This is a genomic window from Lichenifustis flavocetrariae (assembly GCF_026130545.1).
Taxonomy (GTDB): Bacteria; Pseudomonadota; Alphaproteobacteria; order Rhizobiales; family Beijerinckiaceae; genus Lichenihabitans; species Lichenihabitans flavocetrariae.
In genome coordinates, this window is sequence record NZ_JAMOIM010000011.1 from 117,677 (window position 1) to 135,834 (window position 18,158).

15 protein-coding genes are annotated in these 18,158 nt (G+C 62.9%); 9 read left to right on the top strand and 6 right to left on the bottom strand.

Annotated elements, in window-relative coordinates; genetic code table 11:
• The first annotated feature begins 49 nt into the window (after positions 1-49).
• From M8523_RS17305 to M8523_RS17315, 3 genes are all read left to right on the top strand, one after another.
• Complete coding sequence (locus M8523_RS17305) at positions 50-1,717, top strand: AMP-binding protein (protein WP_282586138.1); 1,668 nt, start codon at positions 50-52, stop codon at positions 1,715-1,717.
• Positions 1,714-2,514, top strand: a complete 801-nt coding sequence (locus M8523_RS17310; RefSeq protein WP_282586139.1) for an enoyl-CoA hydratase — start codon at positions 1,714-1,716, stop codon at positions 2,512-2,514. The genes M8523_RS17305 and M8523_RS17310 overlap by 4 nt, the downstream gene beginning before the upstream one ends.
• 186 nt (positions 2,515-2,700) lie before the next feature.
• The gene (locus M8523_RS17315) at positions 2,701-3,015 is read left to right on the top strand and encodes a 4a-hydroxytetrahydrobiopterin dehydratase (RefSeq protein ID WP_282586140.1); all 315 of its coding nucleotides are present in this window, start codon (positions 2,701-2,703) and stop codon (positions 3,013-3,015) included.
• A gap of 71 nt (positions 3,016-3,086) precedes the next feature.
• Here M8523_RS17315 and M8523_RS17320 read toward each other — a convergent pair whose 3' ends face one another.
• On the bottom strand, positions 3,087-4,190 hold the full coding sequence (locus M8523_RS17320) for an NAD(P)/FAD-dependent oxidoreductase (RefSeq protein ID WP_282586141.1): 1,104 nt from the start codon (positions 4,188-4,190) through the stop codon (positions 3,087-3,089).
• Between the two features lie 352 nt (positions 4,191-4,542).
• Between M8523_RS17320 and M8523_RS17325 the strand changes: the two genes are divergently transcribed.
• Both M8523_RS17325 and M8523_RS17330 read left to right on the top strand, forming a co-directional pair.
• Positions 4,543-6,537, top strand: a complete 1,995-nt coding sequence (locus M8523_RS17325) for a squalene/oxidosqualene cyclase (RefSeq protein ID WP_282586142.1) — start codon at positions 4,543-4,545, stop codon at positions 6,535-6,537.
• Positions 6,524-7,876 (top strand): FAD-dependent monooxygenase, encoded by a 1,353-nt coding sequence (locus M8523_RS17330; RefSeq protein ID WP_282586143.1) that lies wholly within the window; start codon positions 6,524-6,526, stop codon positions 7,874-7,876. The genes M8523_RS17325 and M8523_RS17330 overlap by 14 nt, the downstream gene beginning before the upstream one ends.
• 81 nt (positions 7,877-7,957) lie before the next feature.
• Here the strand turns inward: M8523_RS17330 and M8523_RS17335 are convergent, their stop codons facing one another.
• On the bottom strand, positions 7,958-9,388 hold the full coding sequence (locus tag M8523_RS17335; protein ID WP_282586144.1) for an aldehyde dehydrogenase family protein: 1,431 nt from the start codon (positions 9,386-9,388) through the stop codon (positions 7,958-7,960).
• A gap of 259 nt (positions 9,389-9,647) precedes the next feature.
• Here M8523_RS17335 and M8523_RS17340 point away from each other — a divergent pair, with 259 nt between their 5' ends.
• Positions 9,648-10,379: an endonuclease/exonuclease/phosphatase family protein gene (locus tag M8523_RS17340; protein ID WP_282586145.1), complete on the top strand. Its 732-nt coding sequence runs from the start codon at positions 9,648-9,650 to the stop codon at positions 10,377-10,379.
• On the opposite strand, the gene M8523_RS17345 is transcribed toward M8523_RS17340, so the two are convergent.
• The 3 genes from M8523_RS17345 to M8523_RS17355 form a co-directional block, all read right to left on the bottom strand.
• Entirely contained in the window at positions 10,270-11,709 is a 1,440-nt protein-coding gene (locus M8523_RS17345) for a phospholipase D-like domain-containing protein (RefSeq protein WP_428350779.1), read from the bottom strand. The two genes, M8523_RS17340 and M8523_RS17345, sit on opposite strands and share 110 nt — an antisense overlap.
• Positions 11,710-11,784: 75 nt before the next feature.
• On the bottom strand, positions 11,785-12,393 hold the full coding sequence (locus M8523_RS17350; RefSeq protein ID WP_282586147.1) for an alpha/beta hydrolase: 609 nt from the start codon (positions 12,391-12,393) through the stop codon (positions 11,785-11,787).
• Positions 12,394-12,404: 11 nt separating this feature from the next.
• Complete coding sequence (locus tag M8523_RS17355; RefSeq protein WP_282586148.1) at positions 12,405-13,331, bottom strand: ring-cleaving dioxygenase; 927 nt, start codon at positions 13,329-13,331, stop codon at positions 12,405-12,407.
• Positions 13,332-13,424: 93 nt separating this feature from the next.
• Between M8523_RS17355 and M8523_RS17360 the strand changes: the two genes are divergently transcribed.
• Positions 13,425-14,339 carry a LysR family transcriptional regulator gene (locus tag M8523_RS17360; protein ID WP_282586149.1) on the top strand — a complete coding sequence of 305 codons (915 nt, stop codon included), beginning with the start codon at positions 13,425-13,427 and terminating at the stop codon, positions 14,337-14,339.
• 95 nt (positions 14,340-14,434) lie between these two features.
• The gene (locus tag M8523_RS17365) at positions 14,435-15,595 is read left to right on the top strand and encodes an ABC transporter ATP-binding protein (protein WP_282586150.1); all 1,161 of its coding nucleotides are present in this window, start codon (positions 14,435-14,437) and stop codon (positions 15,593-15,595) included.
• Positions 15,596-15,619: 24 nt separating this feature from the next.
• Here M8523_RS17365 and M8523_RS17370 read toward each other — a convergent pair whose 3' ends face one another.
• Positions 15,620-16,744, bottom strand: a complete 1,125-nt coding sequence (locus M8523_RS17370) for an AI-2E family transporter (protein ID WP_282586151.1) — start codon at positions 16,742-16,744, stop codon at positions 15,620-15,622.
• Positions 16,745-16,977: 233 nt separating this feature from the next.
• Between M8523_RS17370 and M8523_RS17375 the strand changes: the two genes are divergently transcribed.
• Positions 16,978-18,132 (top strand): DNA recombination protein RmuC, encoded by a 1,155-nt coding sequence (locus tag M8523_RS17375; RefSeq protein ID WP_282586152.1) that lies wholly within the window; start codon positions 16,978-16,980, stop codon positions 18,130-18,132.
• Positions 18,133-18,158 lie beyond the last annotated feature (26 nt).

Here is an 18,158-nt window from a genome sequence, read left to right on the forward strand (position 1 = left end):
ACTCTCAACCGACACGCAAGCGGACAGCGAAACGACGGGGGAACTTTCGATGGCAGTTCTAGAGGATAAAGGCGGGCCCATCGGGGCTGACTATTTGACGCGGCGGCGCGCCAACCACGTGCCATTGTCACCCTTGTCGTTTCTGCGCCGTGCAGCGGCGTCACATCCGGACCGCACCGCCATCGTGTATGGTTCGACCAGGCGATCCTGGGCGGGGACCGAGCAGCGATGTCGGCGACTGGCATCGGCCCTCGTTCGTCTCGGCATCGAACCGGGCGACACCGTGTCGCTGATGGCGGCCAACACGCCCGAGCTTTACGAAGCGCATTTCGGGGTGCCGATGGCCGGCGCAGTGCTCAACGCGATCAACATTCGGCTCGACGCTGGCACGATCGGCTACATCCTCGACCACAGCGATGCCAAGGTCCTGATCACCGATTGCGAGTTCTCCGCCGTGGTCAAGAGCGCTCTCGCAGCATTGGCGAACCCACCGATCGTGATCGACATCTCGGATCCGGCCGCGCCTGGCGAGCGGCTCGGGGCGATGGACTACGAAGCCCTGCTGGCCAGCGGCGATCCCGCCTTCGAGGCGACCGGACCGCTAGACGAGTGGGACGCGATCAGCCTCAACTATACGTCAGGCACCACGGGTCGGCCGAAGGGCGTGCTGTATCATCATCGCGGCGCCTACCTGAACGCCATCGGCAATATCCTCGAATGGCACATGGTCGAGAAGCCTGTCTACCTGTGGACTTTGCCGATGTTCCATTGCAACGGCTGGTGTTTCCCGTGGACGCTTGCGGCCAAGGCAGGCACGAATGTCTGCCTGCGTAAAGTGACGGCGAAGGCCATCTACGACGCGATCGCAGACGAGGGCGTCGATCACCTCTGCGGCGCCCCAATCGTGCTCAAGTTTATGGTGGACGCGAAGCAGGAGGACCTGCGCGCCTTCGCGCACTCGTGCAAGGTGATGACCGCCGGGGCACCCCCGCCCGCAGCTGTGCTCGCCGCCATGCAGGGCCGCGGCTTTGATGTGACCCATACCTACGGCCTGACCGAAACCTACGGCCCTGCGGTCGCTTGCGCCTGGCGTGAGGAATGGGACGGACTCGAACCAGAGTCGCAAGCCGCCAAGCGCTCACGCCAGGGTCTGGGGTATATCGTCTGCGAGGATGTGATCGTGGCCGATTTGACCACCGGAGAAGTCGTCCCGGCCGACGGCATCTCCATGGGTGAGATCCGGTTTCGCGGCAACGTGGTGATGAAGGGCTATTTCAAAGATCCCGTCGCGACCGAAGCGGCCTTTGCGGGTGGCCGTTTCCGATCGGGCGATCTCGCGGTGCGGCACCCCGACGGCTACATGCAGATCCGCGATCGGCTCAAAGACATCATCATCTGCGGCGGAGAGAATATCTCGTCGATCGAGGTCGAGGATGCGATCTGCCATCATCCGTCGGTCTTTGCCGCCGCCGTCGTGGCGCTGCCGGATCAGACGTGGGGCGAGATTCCGTGCGCCGTGATCGAGCTCGCTCCTGGAGCCACAGCGCCGACCGCTGAAGAAATCATTGCCTTCGCGCGCCAGCGCCTTGCAGCTTATAAATGCCCAAAGCGCGTCATCGTCGCGAACCTGCCGCGGACATCGACCGGCAAAGTGCAAAAGCGGATGCTGCGGGAAAGTCTGCTCGGCGTCGACGGACTGGTCGGGAGGGTGGCATGATCTCGGATCCGGTATCCAACGTGTCCGAGGAGATCCTCCTCCGCTCCGACCAGGATGGCGTCGCGACATTGCGGCTCAATCGTCCGTCGCGATTCAATGCGCTTTCGGAGGCGATGCTCGGCGCTCTCCAGCGTGAACTAGTTGAGTTGAAAGACGATCAAACGATCCGCTGCGTTGTGCTCGGCGGCAGCGGTCCCGCCTTCTGCGCCGGCCATGACCTCGTTGAGATGAATGGTCACGCCGAGGAGGACTATTTCCAGCGGCTTTTTGCGCAATGCAGCGAGGTCATGCAGGCGATCCGCGCGCTGCCCGTGCCGGTCATCGCTGAGGTGCATGGGATCGCTACGGCCGCCGGCTGTCAGCTCGTCGCGACTTGCGACATGGCGGTGGCGGGACGCGCTGCACGCTTTGCTGTCTCGGGTGTCAACCTCGGCCTGTTCTGCTCGACACCGGCCGTCGCCCTATCCCGCAACATTCCGCCCAAAGCCGCCTTCGACATGCTGACGACAGGTCGCTTCATTGACGCCGACGAAGCGCTTGCCTTGGGCCTCGTGAACGCGGTTGTGGACGATGCGGCGCTATCAGCATCGGTTGCCGCCAAGGCAGCGGTGATCTGCAGCAAAAGTCCTGAGGCCATCCGGCTCGGAAAACAGATGTTCTATGCTCAAGCTGCGCTGCCGTTGGCCGATGCCTATCGCTATGCCGCCGACGTCATGGCCTGCAATATGATGAGCACCGATGCTCGTCAGGGGATCGAGGCGTTCCTCACGAAGCGCAAAGTGCTTGGGGCAGTTTGAGGCTGACGCTCACCCTCGCGCGCTGGAGGACGAATATTCGATTGCTACGATCCCGATGTTCTCACGAGGACGTCGCCTCCCTAAACCCGGCCGCCTCCGGGCATCGCATCAATCTTGTATTTCGAAGGCAGGCCTGCGTAGCTGCGCCACGGAAGATAGTTCTTACAGCCTTTCAAGGAGGACCTTATGGCGAGGACTCAAGCCCTGTCGCCTGACGATGTCCGTCGAGAACTGGAGAAGCTGGACGATTGGACACATCAAGGCGATTCGATCACCAAGTCCTTCACGCTTCACGATTTCCAGGATGTCATTGCGTTTCTCGTGCAGATAGCGATCGCGGCCGAGAAGCTCAATCATCATCCGGACATTTCCATTTCCTACAACAAGGTCCGGTTCACCTGTTGTACTCACGATGCCGGACACGCGCTGACACACCTCGATTTTTCACTCGCGTCTCGCATATCGCAGCTGGCGTTTAGATTCTTGCAGATGGACAAGTGAGGTTTGGGGCAGCGATCCCAACAATACGAGTTTCGTGTGATCAGTCCGACCTGCGAAGAGCGTGAACCCGCTCACATATGCGCCATCGTCCCGGCCAGGTAGCGCTGAACGAAGGGACGGTTGGCCGCCTTGGCCACCACATCGAGAGCGCCGATGTCGATGAGCCGGCGCCAGATCATCCCGCCTCGAAACGAGGTTCCGAATGCAGACCGGCAGGCCGTCTGATACGCGGCGGCGGCGCGAGCCTCGTCTGTGTGACCCTGCAGCACCGATGCGATCGCCTCAGCGGCGGCAATCCCTGTCCGCATTGCCTGGTAGATGCCTTCTCCCGTCGCCGGATGCGTCATTCGGCCGGCCTCGCCGATGACGAAGCGGCCCGGTGATGTCAGATTCGCGATGCCGGTCGAGTAGGAGATCGGGTGGCCTTTCCAGGCACCAGAAGGCTGGGCGACGGAAATCCTATCAGCGTAATATTTGTCGAGAAACCTCTGAAACAGCTCCCGTCCGTTTTTTTCGAGCTTCGCGTCTTCGTAGCAGATCCCGATATTCACGCGGTTCTCGGTTTCAGGAAACATCCAGCCATAGAGAGGGGCCACGAGGGGATCGAACACCATTTCGATAAGGCCCGGCTCGTGCGCGAAGCCGTCCCACCAGCCCATGATCGTCTGCAAGGCGCGTCGCGGTCCTCGATCCAAGGCAAACCGCGACTTCGCTCCATCAGCGACGATCGTGAAAGCCGATTTCACCGCCGTCTCATCCTTCGCCTGGAACCCGACCACACGGTCGTCACGCATCAAGAGGTGATCGACGTTGAGCCCAGGACGGAACACAGTTCCCAGCGCTTCAGCGCGGCGCAGAAGAATTTCATCGAAGATCCTGCGATTGCAGATCAAAGCGGCATCGGACTTCCCGATCATCCGGACGTCGTGTCCGGCCGGCGTGATAAGCCGCATGCCATTGATCCACAGGGCATGAGCCGACACCTCTTCGAGAAGTCCTAGCTGTTTAAGGATCTCGATCCCTTTCGGGGAGATCGCGCTGCCGCAGGTTTTATCGCGAGGAAAATCGTGACGATCCACGAGTGTCACATCTTTGACGCCGAGCATTGCCAACCGAATGGCAGCGACCAAGCCTGCCGGTCCGGCACCGATAATGCTGACATTGTGCTGTGACATAGTTTCTTACGCGACGCTGTATGTGGGAGGTCGTATCTAGGTTCGAACGCGCCCAGATCCAGCGCGGACCCGGGGCGGCCGCAGCGAAGAAGCCGAAACACCGAAGCTTCGACCGTTCACCATGGACCCAGGCCGTGGGTTGCGCGTTCCGACCTTAGCATTCATTAAGATCGAGATCGACCCGGACACTTATGAAGGCAGCACAGGAACTTGCAATCGAACGCGCAGAGGGTGGGAAGTTGATCATCCGTTCGGCAGCGAGCCACGCGCGGGCGTGTCTGGATCTTGGACAGGAAAAATCGACGGCCCTGTACCGGATCGCAAAGGATGTTCCGTCCGCCGAGACATGTGCGTGAACGCTTCTATCGGTCATTTGCTTCCACATCCCGCCACATCCCTCGTGAAGGCCCAGCAGCGACTGGCCTCGTTGCAACTTGACGACGGGTCCTGGGAAGCGGAGGTGGTCTGGAGCCCTGTGATCACAGCACAGGCCGTCATCGTCCAGGCCATTGTGGGGCAGATCGCATCCGAGCAGCGGCGCCGGCTCATCCTCCACTATTTCAGTCAGACACGCCGCCCGGATGGCGGCTGGGGGCTGCACCCGGAATCGCGGTCCTATGTGTTCGTGACGACGGTCGTCTACATCGCGGCAAGGCTGCTCGGTGCATCTCCTCAGGACAAGATGATAGTGTCGGCGCGCGAGTTCCTGGCCGCGAACCCGCATGGTGTTCATGCCAATCCGCAATGGGGACTGTTCTGGCTGGCCCTTATCGGCCTTTACGACCGGCATGGGCTGAACCCCTGCCCGCCAGAGCTTTTCTTGCTGCCGCGCAGCTCGCCGCTGTCGCCCCTTCGTTTCTACTGCCACACGCGATACATCTATCTTGCCATGGCGTATCTCTCCGGCAGTGGCTTTCAGGCCAATCTCGGCCCGCTGACCAACGAGCTCAGAAACGAATTGCCGGGCCTCGCGGGTGGGCCGCCATCCCATAAGGTTCCTGTCGCCCCGAGCGACCTTCACGAACCCCCAGGCAGGGTGCTGAGTGCGCTTTACGGCCTGACACGGGGCACCGCGGGCCTTTGGCGTGCACTGCCTGGAACCGCCGCTCTGCGAAAACGGGCTTTGAGTAGCGTGATCGATCGGATCCGCTACGAGCAGCGGGCGACCGGCTATCAAGGATTGTCGCCCGTCAGCGGTCTCCTCAATACGCTCGCGCTCTTTGCGCGGGACCCAAGCGACACCGATGTCGCCGCCAGCCTTGATGGAGTCGAGGCATGGTGTTGGAGCGACGAGGAAAACGGTTTGCGCTACGCCGGCGCTCGTTCAACCGCATGGGATACGAGCTTTGCCCTTCAAGCCCTCGTTGAGGAGGGCCCTGATGCCGCGACGCGGCACATGCAGGTCATCCGGCGGGGCTATGCGCGGCTATGTGCCATGCAGGCGGTGAGCGATCCGCCCGACCGGATCGCGCAGGATCGCGATATCAATCTGGGCGGCTGGTGTTTCACCGAAGGTACTCAGGCGTGGCCGGTCAGCGATTGCACGGCCGAAGCCGTGATCGCGCTGCTGGACTGCCACGCGATCGAGGGGTTGATCGAGCCTCAGAATCGCATCTCCGGCATCAGGCTGCCACAGGCGGCCGATTTTATCCTCAGCCGCCAGAACCAGGACGGCGGTTTCGGCAGCTATGAGCGGAGACGCGGTCAAGCGTTTCTGGAACGCCTCAACCCATCGGAGATGTTCGGCCGATGCATGACCGAACTCACCTATGTAGAATGCACGTCTTCCTCCATCCGAGCGCTCTCCCGCATTCTCGGCTCCGGCGCGCCCGTCGACCGCGAACGATTGACCGAGGCAATCCGGCAAGGAACGGAGATTGTTCTTTCCCGGCAACAACAGGATGGCAGCTGGCCAGGATTCTGGGGCATCAATTTTGTCTATGGAACTTTGTTCGCTCTGACGGCTTTGCGGGATATCGGCCTTCCCGTCGATCACCCGGCAATCCTGCGTGCACGAGCTTGGCTCGAGGCTCGGCAAAAGCCGGATGGCGGTTGGGGAGAGCATTTCGACGGCTGTGCCAGCGGCACATATGTCGATAACCCAAGAAGTCTCGTGATAACAACCGCCTGGGCCACCCTGGCTCTCCTTTGCACTGCCAATCTTTCACTGGAGAGCGCTCGACGCGGAGGTGCTTGGCTCGAGTCGAGCCAGCTCGCGAATGGCGACTGGCCACGCGACAGCGTGAATGGCGTTTTCTTTGGAACCGCGATGCTCGACTATCGTCTTTACAACACCTATTTCCCCGTCATGGCGCTTGCGAAGTTGGCCCGACATGCTAGCGCCTGATCGCTTTTTCGACGTGCTGATCGCCGGCGGCAGCGTGGCCGGTCTCGCCACCGCGGCTGCCCTGCGCGAATTTGGGTTCTCGGTCCTTGTCGTCGAGCCGGGTCAGCGCACCGAGCGGCGGCTGGCGGGCGAGCTTCTTCACCCACTCGGCGTCGCGGCTCTTCACGAGCTCGGTCTCTTCGACCCGGAAGCCTTCGTGAAGGCGATGCCAATCCAGGGGTTCGCAGTTTTTCCGGATGAAGGACAGGCCGCTTCGCGGATTATGCTGACCTATGGCAAACACAAGGTGGCGGCTTCGCGCGCTATGGCGATCGACTTTTCCGTCTTCCGCCGCAATCTCGAAAACGCCGCGCGCCGTTTCGATCACGTGACCTTCCTCGACGATGCCCGTGTGGCTGCGGTGGACATGAGTGACCCGATGTCGCCTCGGATCACGGTGGAGTCGGAGGGTCGTCTTCAAATCATCGGATGCCGTATTCTTGTCGCGGCCGATGGGGCTTCAAGTTCCGTCCGCAGCCTGGTCGGGATTGAACACACGCGCCGAAACATCTCGACGATCTCCGGCTATGTGATCGAGGGCGCGACCCTGCCGGCGCCGGGTTTCGGCCACGTCATCATCGGAGGGTCCTCTCTCGTATTGGCCTACGAGATCGGAGGAGGTCGTGCCCGCGTGATGTTCGACCACCCGATCGAGCTCGAAGGGATCGCTTCCGCATCGCATCGCGAGAGCTTGCTGGGCTCGATTCCGGAACCCTTACGTCAGCAAGTGGCCGCAGCGATGGCCACTCAAAAGCCGTTGATCTTCAAGAGTGCCGAGGTTGTCGCTCATGCCTCATCGCTTGGTGCGGCCGTTCTGGTTGGCGATGCCGGGGGAAGCTGCCATCCTCTCACCGCGACGGGCATGACGATCGGGATCTGCGATGGATTGCGTCTCCGTGATGCTCTGCGCCGGCACCCCAACAGCCTGCGGAATGCGTTCCGGCACTATGACCGCGTGCGGCGCAAGGCCCAGCGGAGCCGGCGCATGGTCGCATCCGCGCTTCACGACGTGTGCAGCAAAAGAGACCCCGAACTCTGCGTGATCCGCGCCGGTTTGATCCGCTACTGGCGCCGGGATGCCCGCAGTTCATCGGCCACGATGGCAATTCTGGCCATGACGGACGATCGCCTCGTTTCGGCGTTCTGGCAGTTCGTGAAGGTGATCCGCCATGGTCTTGCGGAACATTGGCAGACAGACCGTACACCGCGTCTCGCACGTGTCGGTCTCAGTGCCCGCCTCGTTGCGGCCCTCGGCGCCATGACGGTCCGACGGATGAGTGCTTCATTGAAAGCGCGCTAGCTCTTCGCACACGTCGGCTTTCATGGATCAGGCGCGGCAGTGCGCCATGCCTGATCCGATGATCGTCCCCAGTTGGGGTGATTAAGCCGCCTCGTAACCCAGGATGCCCTTGATCTCGAGGAAATCTTCGAGGCCGTATTCGGCATACTCGCGGCCGTTGCCCGACTGCTTATACCCGCCGAACGGCATTCCGGCGTCCCAGGCCGGATAATTGATGTGCACGTTCCCGGTTCGCATCAGGCTTGCGACCTGCCTGGCCTTCTTCAGATCTTTGCTCTGAATATAGGAGGCGAGACCATAGACCGTGTTGTTCGCCTCATGGACGACCTGGTCGACCGTGTCATAAGGCATGATGGAGAGAACCGGTCCGAAGATCTCCTCTCGGGCGATCCGCATGTCGGGCGTGACATCCGCAAAGACGGTGGGACGCACGTAATAGCCGCGGTTCAGATCGGCCGGACGGCCCGGTCCGCCGGCGACGAGGGTCGCGCCTTCTGCGATGCCGCTCTGGATCAAGTCCTGGATCTTGTCGAATTGCAGTTGGCTGACCACGGGGCCGAGCTTGGTGCCCGGCGCATCGGCTGGACCCACGCGGAATGTCTCGGCGGCCGTCTTGGCGATGGCCGCCGCCTTGTCGTGCAGATCGCGCGGCACGAACATCCTGGTCGGGGCGTTGCAGGACTGACCAGAATTGCCGAAGCACCCCGCGAGGCCTTTGGTGACAGCCACTTCCAGGTCGACGTCCGCCATGAGAATATTGGCCGACTTGCCGCCGAGTTCCTGGTGCACGCGCTTGACGGTATCGGCCGCGGCCTTGGCGACCAGAATGCCGGCGCGGGTCGAGCCCGTGAAGGACATCATGTCGACATCGGGATGAGAGGCGAGCGCTTGGCCCACCGTCGGACCATCGCCGTTGACCAGATTGAAAACGCCCTTCGGGACGCCGGCCTCGTCAAGGATCTCGGCAAAGATGATGGCATCGAGCGGCGCGATTTCGCTTGGTTTCAGCACCATCGTGCAGCCCGCCGCCAGGGCCGGCCCGACCTTGCAGGTGATCTGGTTGAGAGGCCAATTCCACGGCGTGATCAGTCCGACCACGCCGACGGGCTCCTTGACGACGAGCGAGGTGCCTTTGCGATGCTCGAATTCGAAATGCCCCAGCACTTCGACCATCTTCTCAAGATGGGCCAGTCCGACTCCCACCTGGGAATCGCGGGCAAAAGGACGCGGAGCGCCCATCTCGCGCGACACTGCGACCGCGAGATCATCGCTCCGTTTCTTGTAGACCTCGACCACACGGCGAAGCGTATCTCGGCGCTCGGCCACAGTGGTGCGGGAAAAGGTGCCGAATGCGCGTCTGGCTGCCGCGACGGCCTTGTCGACATCGGCTTTTCCGCCGAGCGAAATCTGCGCGAAGGCTTCCTCGTTCGACGGATCGATGACGTCGAGCACCTTCGGCTCTACGGGGCCCACCCAGGCGCCATCAATGTAGAACTGGAGATTATGCGACATTTTTAGCCCCTATCCCGGACAGGCGGCCCAGAGGGCCTCGTCCGCAGTTTCGCCGTGCTGATATCGGCCTTAGATGTAGCATGACGGACGCGCCAGAGGTTAAATTCAACGTTGACCTCGGTGCTCGACCGATGGGGCCGCTCAGGTTTTCCCCTTTTGGCATGATCGGGAGAGACCTCATCGCTTACCCCGTCCGCTTCCCTTTTCCCTGGTTCCTGCGTATCGAGCCAGCCAATCACCCTTGTGCCGGCGAGCCGACGTGAAAATTATCAGCTGGAACCTGTTGCGCCGCGTGGGCGCGACGCAGGCCGACGTGGTGGATCTCGTCGAACGCGAAAAGCCCGACCTCCTCCTCATGCAGGAGGTCACGCATCAGATCGAAGGCCTATGCGACAAACTCGGCGGCGCCTTCGCGTGGAGGACCCAGCCCGGCCGGATCCACGGGCTTGCGATGTGGAGCCCTGTGCCATGGGTGAATGCGCCGACCTTTGGACCTCTACGCCGGGGCGCTCTGCTCGAACGCATTGGCCAGATCATCATGGTGGGCGATCTTGGTATTGCCAACGTTCACCTGTCGCATGGACAACGTCTCAACCGTCGCCAGTTGCGCGAGATCGCCGCCCTGTTGCCGCACCGGGCTGCCGTGTTGGGCGACTTCAATCTGGTCGGCCCTGCCCTCTTGCCAGGTTTCCGGGATGTGGGGCCGCGAGGGCCGACACACCGCATGATCGACGTGCTGCCGCTGCGCATCGACCGATGCCTCGTGCGAGGGCTACGCTGCGACCAGGCCCGCATCTTGCCGCGTCGCCGTTCGGATCATCATCCGATCAGCGTGACGTTAAGCCCGGTGGAAGGCTCCGATACACCGCGTCAGGCTGTGCTCAGATATAAGGAAGCAGCAGTCGAAGTCCTGCATCGCGCAACCGGGCGGCGACGTTTCTCCGCGCAAGTTCCGCAGCCCGCAGGCGGTCCTCCTGCTGAGCGTGCATGAGGCCCTCCAGAGTGTCGGCCATGGCACGGCTATAGACCTCGACATTCAACTCGAAGTTGAGGCGAAGGCTGCGCATGTCCCAGTTGGCACTGCCGATCAGGCACCAGCGACGGTCGACGACCATCAGCTTGGAATGGTTGAAGGGCGTACGACCATACCAGAACCGCACCCCGTGATCGAGCAGCGGACCTATATGCGCCCGCATGGCGTAATCGACGACCCGGTGATTGCTGCGCCGGGGAACCACGATCTCCACGTCGATGCCCCGAAGTGCCGCGAGCGAGAGCGCCGTGACCAGTTGCTCGTCCGGCAGGAAGTAGGGCGTCATGATCCTGATCGACTGATTGGCGCAACCGATCGCCTCGAGCAGCACCATTTCGATCTTTTCGAAATCCTGGTCCGGTCCTGAGGCGATGACCCTGGCGACCGATCTGTCGCCCTCAGCTAAACTCGGCTCCGGGAACCACGTCTGGCCCGCGAGTTCCTCGCCGGTCGTAAAACTCCAGTCGCGCACAAAGGCGTCCATCAACTGGGAGACAACCGGGCCCTGCAAACGAAAGTGCGTGTCCGCCACGGGATGCCTAGGGCGTTCCGCAAGAAGGCATTCGGCCGAGATGTTCATGCCCCCCGTGAAGCCCACCGTCCCGTCGACCAGAAGTAGTTTCTTATGATTCCGGAGATTGAGGAACGGCATGCGCCAGGGCAGCGCCGAATGCATGAAGAGCGCCGCACGGAGGGCGGCACGGCGCAAGATACGGCTGATGGCGGGGAAGTAACCGCTGCCGATGCCGTCGAGAAGGATCCGAACCTCCACGCCGCGCTGTCGCGCTTCAGCAAGGGCGGCAACGAAACGTCGCCCGACGGGATCGTCACGCATGATATAAGTGGAGAGAGCGATGCTCGTACGCGCCGCGGCGATGGCATCCAGCATCGCCGGGTAGGCAATGTCGCCGTTGCACAGCACGTCGACAGTATTGTCATCTTCCGCCGGCCGGTTCGTAATGCGCCGCACCGCCTGATCGAGCGGGGCCAAGTGGTCGGTGAAATCGTAATCCGGTAGCCGGATGACATTGTGCCGTGGCGGACGGGGCGGACGCACCTGGCGAGCGCGCCGGGCAACCCGGTTGATGCCGAACATGAAGTAGAACAGCGCGCCCCATACGGGAGCCACCCAGGCCAGACCCATCCATCCGATGCAGGCCGCGACATCGCGCTTATTGAGGAGGGCGTGACCGGTCACCAGCAGAGCGAGCAGGAGGCCGAGCGGCGTGGCGACGGGTGCCCACACCCTGTCCATCCCGGCCAGCAACCATTCCCAATCCGTCAACACCGGCAGCCTTCACGTTCGCGGAGGCGTGTTGGTAGGCACTGCAGCGCCAAAGGTCCAGCCGGCGCCCCCTACAGATTACGGCCGGTCGCGCAACCAAGCCGAGGCCAGGGCGACATCCTGCTGAACCAGGCCGTGCCCGGTTGAGACCCATCGGTGGTGTACGTCGGCCCCGCCTGATCTCAGGAGGGAAGCCAAGTTGTCGACGCTGTCTCGCGGCACGATCGGGTCAGTGGCACCGGAGACGATCAGCACCGGGACGTCCTCGAGGTCTCCGGGTCGATCGTCCAAGACCATCATGGGCCGCAACAGGATGGCACCCGCCAGCACACCGGGACGCAGGACCATCATGGTCGCGGCCACATTGGCGCCGTTCGAAAAACCGACGGCGATCGGCGCCCGGAGCCCGTAGTGCCGACACCCTGCCTCGACGAAATCCGCGAGAGCCAGCGTTCTTTCCCGCACTTCGATCGGATCGAAGATACCCTCCGCCAAACGCCGGAAGAAGCGCGGCATGCCGTGCTCCAACACAGGACCTCGCGGCGACAGAAGCGCTGCTCCAGGGGCCAGGGCTTGCCCCAGTGGCACGAGGTCATTCTCGTCGCCCCCTGTACCGTGCAGAAGCAACAAAGGGATCGGGTTCGAGCCGTCTCCCGGCTCGAACCGATGCGTCAGGCCCAATGTCATCGTGCTTCCCATCAGGCCAGGGCCGGAAGGGCCGCTTCGATCTCGGCCCGGTGCTTTTCGAGAAAGGACGGCAGCTTCAACGCCGCGCCAAGCGAGGCCTGCGGTTCGTCGACCGCGAAACCCGGCTCGTCCGTCGCGATCTCGAAGATCACGCCGCTCGGCTCACGGAGGTAGATCGAGCGGAAGTAGTTGCGATCTTTCTGCTCGGTCACGGACAAGCCGTGCTCCTCCACAAGCTTCCGCGCCATGGCGGCCTGCGCCGCGTCGTCGGCGGCCCGGAACGCCACGTGATGGACCGAGCCGGCGCCTTGCCGTCCGCGCGGCAGACCGGATGCAATTCGGAGATCGACCACGCCGCCCATACCGGCAGCGGTTGTGTAGCGAAGCGTATCCCCCTCCTTGCCGGCTTTCTGGAAGCCCATGACGTCGGTCAGCACCTCACCCGTAGCCTCAGCCTCGCCGACCAGCAGCGTGACGCCGTAAAATCCCCGCACGGCGTGTTCAGGCGCGATCCCCTCCGCCGCCCAGGAAGACTCACCGGCAAGATCGTCGACACCCACAAGCGCCAGCCGCATCCCATCTGGATCCTGGAAGCTGAGAACGGGCCGACCGAAACGGTGGATAGGCGGCTCGACCGCGACCCCAGCGGCCCTCAATCGTTCTGTCCAGAACGGCAAGGCGCCCGCGGGAACACGAAAGGCCGTTTCCAGCGTCTCGCCCGCACCGATTCTTCCCGCCGCGGCATGGTCCCAGGGAAAGAACGTGAGGATGCTGCCTGGTGCGCCATCCTGGTTGCCATAGTAGAGGTGGTAAGTGCCGGGATCGTCGAAGTTGACGGTCCGCTTCACAAAGCGCTGGCCGAGCACCCGGGTGTGGAAATCGAGATTGCGCCGAGCCGGTCCCGAGATTGCTGTAACGTGGTGAATACCGCTTGTCATCGTCGCCTCACGCGAAGGAGCTGAGGCACATATAAGCTCCATGTCGTCCGGCGGGACCGGGATAAACTTGGGTCGATCTATCAAGATAGTTGAATGCCTGACGTCGGATTTCCTAGTTTCGAGCAGCTCCAGGTGCTGATCACGGTTGCGGATACGGGCAGCTTTTCGGCGGCGGCGCGCCGGCTGAACCGCGCCCAATCTGTGATCAGCTATGCGGTCGCGCAGCTGGAGGAGCAACTCGGCCTCGCGGTTTTCGATCGCTCCGGCCGTATTCCGCAGCTCACGGAGGGCGGGCGGGCGCTTCTCGCCGACGCGAGGCGGGCGACCGCGTCCCTGGACGCGCTGCGCGCGCGGGCCTCCGCTTTCCAGCAGGGGATCGAAGCCGAATTGCGGGTGGGCATCGACGTGATGGTGCCAGTCGGGACGGTGGTTCATGTCCTCGAAGCGTTCGCATCGAGATTTCCCACCGTGGGCCTGCGCTTGTGCATGGAAGCTCTGGGTGGCATCGCCGAACTCGTCATGGGGGAGAACTGCGACTTCGGCATCGGCACTGAGCTCACGGCCATGCCGGACACGATCAGGTTGCAGCCGATCGGCAGCGTGAGGCTCGTCCCTGTGGCCGCGCCCAACCATGCCTTGAGCCGGTCGCAAGAGCCCGTCGGACGTGAGGCCGTCCGTGATGCGACGCAGATCGTCCTCAGCGACCGCTCCGCGCTGACAAAGGGGCAGGATATCGCGGTCCTGTCGCTCCGCACATGGCGGGTAGGTGATCTCGGAGCCAAGCACGCACTCCTGCGCGCCGGCCTCGGCTGGGGCAACATGCCGGCTCTGATGGTGGCCGAGGATCTGGCATCCGGCCGTCTGGTCCAACTCGCGCTTCGCGAGGGCCGGTCTTATGACTATCCTTTAGGACTGATCCGACGCGGTGACCGGCTGCTGGGTCCTGCAGCCGGCTGGCTGGCGGATGAACTGGTGCAAGCGCTCTCTCGCCTGTCTCAGGAGCCCTAACCGACAGCCACAATACGGGAACGCGGTCCACGTCTTGTGCGACGCTGTTCCGTATGCTGCAACGCGATGAACGATTGCAGCGGACGAGGGACCTCTTGGCGACCATTACATTCGATGACGTCACCAAGAGATATGACAACGGGCACATCGCCTTGGACCGTTTGTCGCTCGATGTCCGCGAAGGCGAATTCCTGATCCTTGTCGGACCGTCGGGATGCGGCAAGTCCACGGCGCTTCGCATTGCGGCCGGGCTCGATCGCCCGACTTCGGGGCGACTCTTCATCGGAGGCGATCTCGCCAACGACATGGCGCCGCGCGACCGGAACATCGCCATGGTGTTTCAATCCTATGCGCTCTACCCCCATCTGACGGTGGCCCAGAACATCGGCTTCGGCCTTCGCGTGCGTAACGCGGGTTCGGCCGAAATCGACCAAAAGGTACGTGCAGTCGCGGCAACTTTGGAGTTGACCGACTACCTTGGCCGCAAACCCGCCCAGCTGTCCGGCGGACAGCGCCAGCGTGTCGCCATGGCACGGGCGCTGGTGCGGTCCCCGCAGGCGTTCCTCATGGACGAGCCCCTGTCCAATCTCGACGCTCGTTTGCGGGGGCAGATGCGCGAGGAGATCGTCGCGCTGCAACGCCGAACGGGGACGACCACTGTCTACGTCACCCATGACCAGGTCGAGGCCATGACGATGGGGTCGCGCGTGGCGATCTTGGATCGTGGCGTTCTTCAACAGGTCGGGCCGCCCCGAAGTCTCTATGACTCGCCGGCCAATCGCTTTGTGGCAGGCTTCATCGGCTCACCGGCCATGAACTTCCTGAGCGCAGTCCTTCCGGCGACGGGAAGCTCTCAGGTTCTGCACCTAGGGCCGCACGTCCTCCCAGTCAGCGAGGACCACTTTGCCCGATCCACAGCCTTCGGGGACCATGGAGACCGGCAAGTTGTGATCGGCATCCGGCCCGAAGCCGTCCGTCCGGCCTCATTGTCGGACGGAAGCGCCCTGCCCGGTATCGTCCGGTTCGTCGAGGATCTCGGAGCGACGCTTCTCGTGTCGGTCGATTTTGAAAATGTCGTTCCGCTCGGCACCGGATCTGGCGGCGATGACGACGAATTCGTCGCCGCGCGTCGACCCGTCAAGGTCGCGCTCCAAGGCCGCCACCGGATCACTCCGGGAGATCTCGTCCATTGGGCGATCAACACGAACGACATGCACCTTTTTGACGCGCAAACAGGCGCGGCGCTACGCCCCTGAAGGAGGCCCGCGGTGCCGCTAGACTCAGGACGAGCGAACCATGCGGGGTGAGGCCATTGCGTCGTCCTCCGCGGGCTCGTGCCGGACAAGCTCCCGCCACAGCAGGATCAACGCGGACATGACGGCCGGACCGAGGAAAAGGCCCAGGAGCCCGAATGTCTCCACTCCACCAAGGATGCCGAGAAGCACCCAGAGGAACGGCAATTTGGTCGCACCGCCAATTACCGCAGGACGGATTAGGTGGTCGGCGATGCCAACGACCGCCATTCCGATTGCCACCACGATAATGCCTAATCCTGGAGCCCCTTGAGCTACAAGAAAAATCCCGGCCCCGCAGAACGCCACGGCAGCCCCGAAGGGAATCATAGCCGCCACTGCCGTTACCGCGCCGAGCAGGACCGGATGCGGCACCCCCGTGAAATAATACGCAACCCCAAGCGCGAAGCCTTCGCCGATCCCGACCAGGACCAAGCCATCCACCGTGCCGTGGATCGAGGCCACCATCTGGCGGGCGATATGCTCACCCCGCGGCCCGAACAGACGATGGCTCGCATGCAGCATCTCGGATGCCAATTCGGGACCGTTCCGGAACAGAAAGAACAACGTCATCAACGTGAACACGAAAGTCACGACGCGATGAACGAGTTTCACGCCATATTCGCGCGTGACGGAAAACACGGAATTGCGGTTGAGGTGCTTCAGAAAATCATTGGTGTCGAACGACGACGCCAGATTATTGCTCCACCAGCCGGCCATGGGCTTTCCGACCAGCGGCAAATGTTCAACCCAGGCCGGCACCGGGATCCCGGAGCGTTCGACCCCGTGCACGAATTCCATGAAATCGTGAGTCTCGCGGCCAACCTGTACGGCAATGACCACCAGCGGCACGATGATGACGAGGCCGGCCATCGTGGTGAAGACGGTTGGCCAAGCCGCCCTTCGCCCGCCCGGCCACGCCCTGCAGGCGCGCTCGTAGATCGGCCCGAGCGCCACGACCAGGATGGCGGCCCAAACGAGAGCGCCGAGAAATCCTTGCAGGATCCACAGTCCCAGAGCCATCAGGCCGATGACGAGAGCCATGCGGGCGTAACGCTGCATGCGCTCTGGCGTTTCACGCAGCCGTCCCCTGTGCTCGATGATGGTTCGCATGTCAGAGGGTCCGAGTTGCGTGCAAAAAGGGGCTTTCGAAGCGATTGGCAGCCGGCCATGCGGCACTAGCGACGTGAGGAGGGTTGAGTCGGTCAGATCGCTTCGGAGGTCAAGTGGTGGGCAGTGCGGCAAACACAAGCCTCGGCGGCTCGCAGTCGACGGAACCGCCGAGTAGATGATCCAGGTTCCATCTTTGTTCACTTTCTGTTTCGGATCGGGTATCTTGACGTCTTATGACGAACAACCCGCTGCCTTATCTTCCTTTCGGCGTCTCTCCTGGCCTTATGGCCGTTGGCGTAAGCGCTGCCGTTGTCGTCCTCGTCGTCACCTGGGCCGGGCTGCGACGGCGACGCGAAGCCGCTCTCTACAATCTTGAAGACCTCGTGGCATCGCTGCACCAAGCCAATGCGGAGCTGACCGGCCGCGTGAGAACCATGGGCGAAGCCTTGTCGGCCCGCCAGAGCGATCTCGCCCGGCTGGTGACGGAACGGCTCGATAGCGTCAACGCCCGGATGGGACAGACGCTCGATCGTTCCGCGCATCGTACCGGCGAGGGTCTAGCGCGCTTGCACGAGAGGCTTGCGGTCATCGATGCCGCACAGGCGCGTCTGACCGGCCTCACCGAAGAGGTCGTGGGGCTGAAGGACATCCTCGCCAACAAGCAGGCGCGGGGCGCCTATGGTCAGGGCCGGATGGAAGCGATCGTGCGCGACGGACTGCCGGCCGACGCTTACGCGTTCCAGCCCACCTTGTCGAACCGCACGCGGCCAGACTGCACTGTCAAGCTGCCGGGCGACCGCGCCGCCCTCGTGATCGATGCCAAGTTCCCGCTCGAGGCGTTCCAGGCTCTCAAGGCTGCCGAGCAGGAGCACGAGCGCGCCCAGGCCGGCGCGCGGGTGCGGACCGACATGGGCAAGCATATCCGCGATATCGCGGAGCGCTACCTCATCCCAGGCGAGACGCAGGACACGGCCCTGATGTTCGTCCCCTCTGAGTCGGTTTTCGCCGATCTATCCGAGCATTTTCCTGACGTGCTGCAGAAGGCCAGCCGAGCGCGGGTCATGGTGGTCTCGCCGACGCTATTGACCCTGGCCATCCAACTGATGCGGTCCGTGGCGCGCGACGCGCGGATGCGGGAGCAGGCTCACCTCATTCAGGCGGAGGTCCGGGGCTTGACCGACGATGTGCGGCGTCTCGGCGAGCGGGTGGGAAAGCTCGACGACCATTTCCGCTTGGCGCGAAAGGACGTCTCGGACATTTCGAGCCTCGCCGACCGGATCGTCACACGCGGCGACCGCATCGACGCCGTGGACTATGCAGTGCCGCCGGTTCCGGCGAACGATCAGCGGGTACAGCCACCAGGCCTTTTCGACGGAGCCGCCGAGTGACGCCGCCACTACGAAAATTGTGGCGC

Excerpts from the sequence above, each read along its gene's own strand:
- M8523_RS17350 (WP_282586147.1), bottom strand. The coding sequence starts at position 12,393 with ATGACATTGGGCCTGACGCATCGGTTCGAGCCGGGAGACGGCTCGAAC.
- M8523_RS17375 (WP_282586152.1), top strand. The coding sequence starts at position 16,978 with ATGACGAACAACCCGCTGCCTTATCTTCCTTTCGGCGTCTCTCCTGGC.
- M8523_RS17360 (WP_282586149.1), top strand. The coding sequence starts at position 13,425 with ATGCCTGACGTCGGATTTCCTAGTTTCGAGCAGCTCCAGGTGCTGATC.
- M8523_RS17320 (WP_282586141.1), bottom strand. The coding sequence starts at position 4,190 with ATGTCACAGCACAATGTCAGCATTATCGGTGCCGGACCGGCAGGCTTG.
- M8523_RS17305 (WP_282586138.1), top strand. The coding sequence starts at position 50 with ATGGCAGTTCTAGAGGATAAAGGCGGGCCCATCGGGGCTGACTATTTG.
- M8523_RS17330 (WP_282586143.1), top strand. The coding sequence starts at position 6,524 with ATGCTAGCGCCTGATCGCTTTTTCGACGTGCTGATCGCCGGCGGCAGC.
- M8523_RS17355 (WP_282586148.1), bottom strand. The coding sequence starts at position 13,331 with ATGACAAGCGGTATTCACCACGTTACAGCAATCTCGGGACCGGCTCGG.
- M8523_RS17335 (WP_282586144.1), bottom strand. The coding sequence starts at position 9,388 with ATGTCGCATAATCTCCAGTTCTACATTGATGGCGCCTGGGTGGGCCCC.
- M8523_RS17370 (WP_282586151.1), bottom strand. The coding sequence starts at position 16,744 with ATGCGAACCATCATCGAGCACAGGGGACGGCTGCGTGAAACGCCAGAG.
- M8523_RS17310 (WP_282586139.1), top strand. The coding sequence starts at position 1,714 with ATGATCTCGGATCCGGTATCCAACGTGTCCGAGGAGATCCTCCTCCGC.
- M8523_RS17315 (WP_282586140.1), top strand. The coding sequence starts at position 2,701 with ATGGCGAGGACTCAAGCCCTGTCGCCTGACGATGTCCGTCGAGAACTG.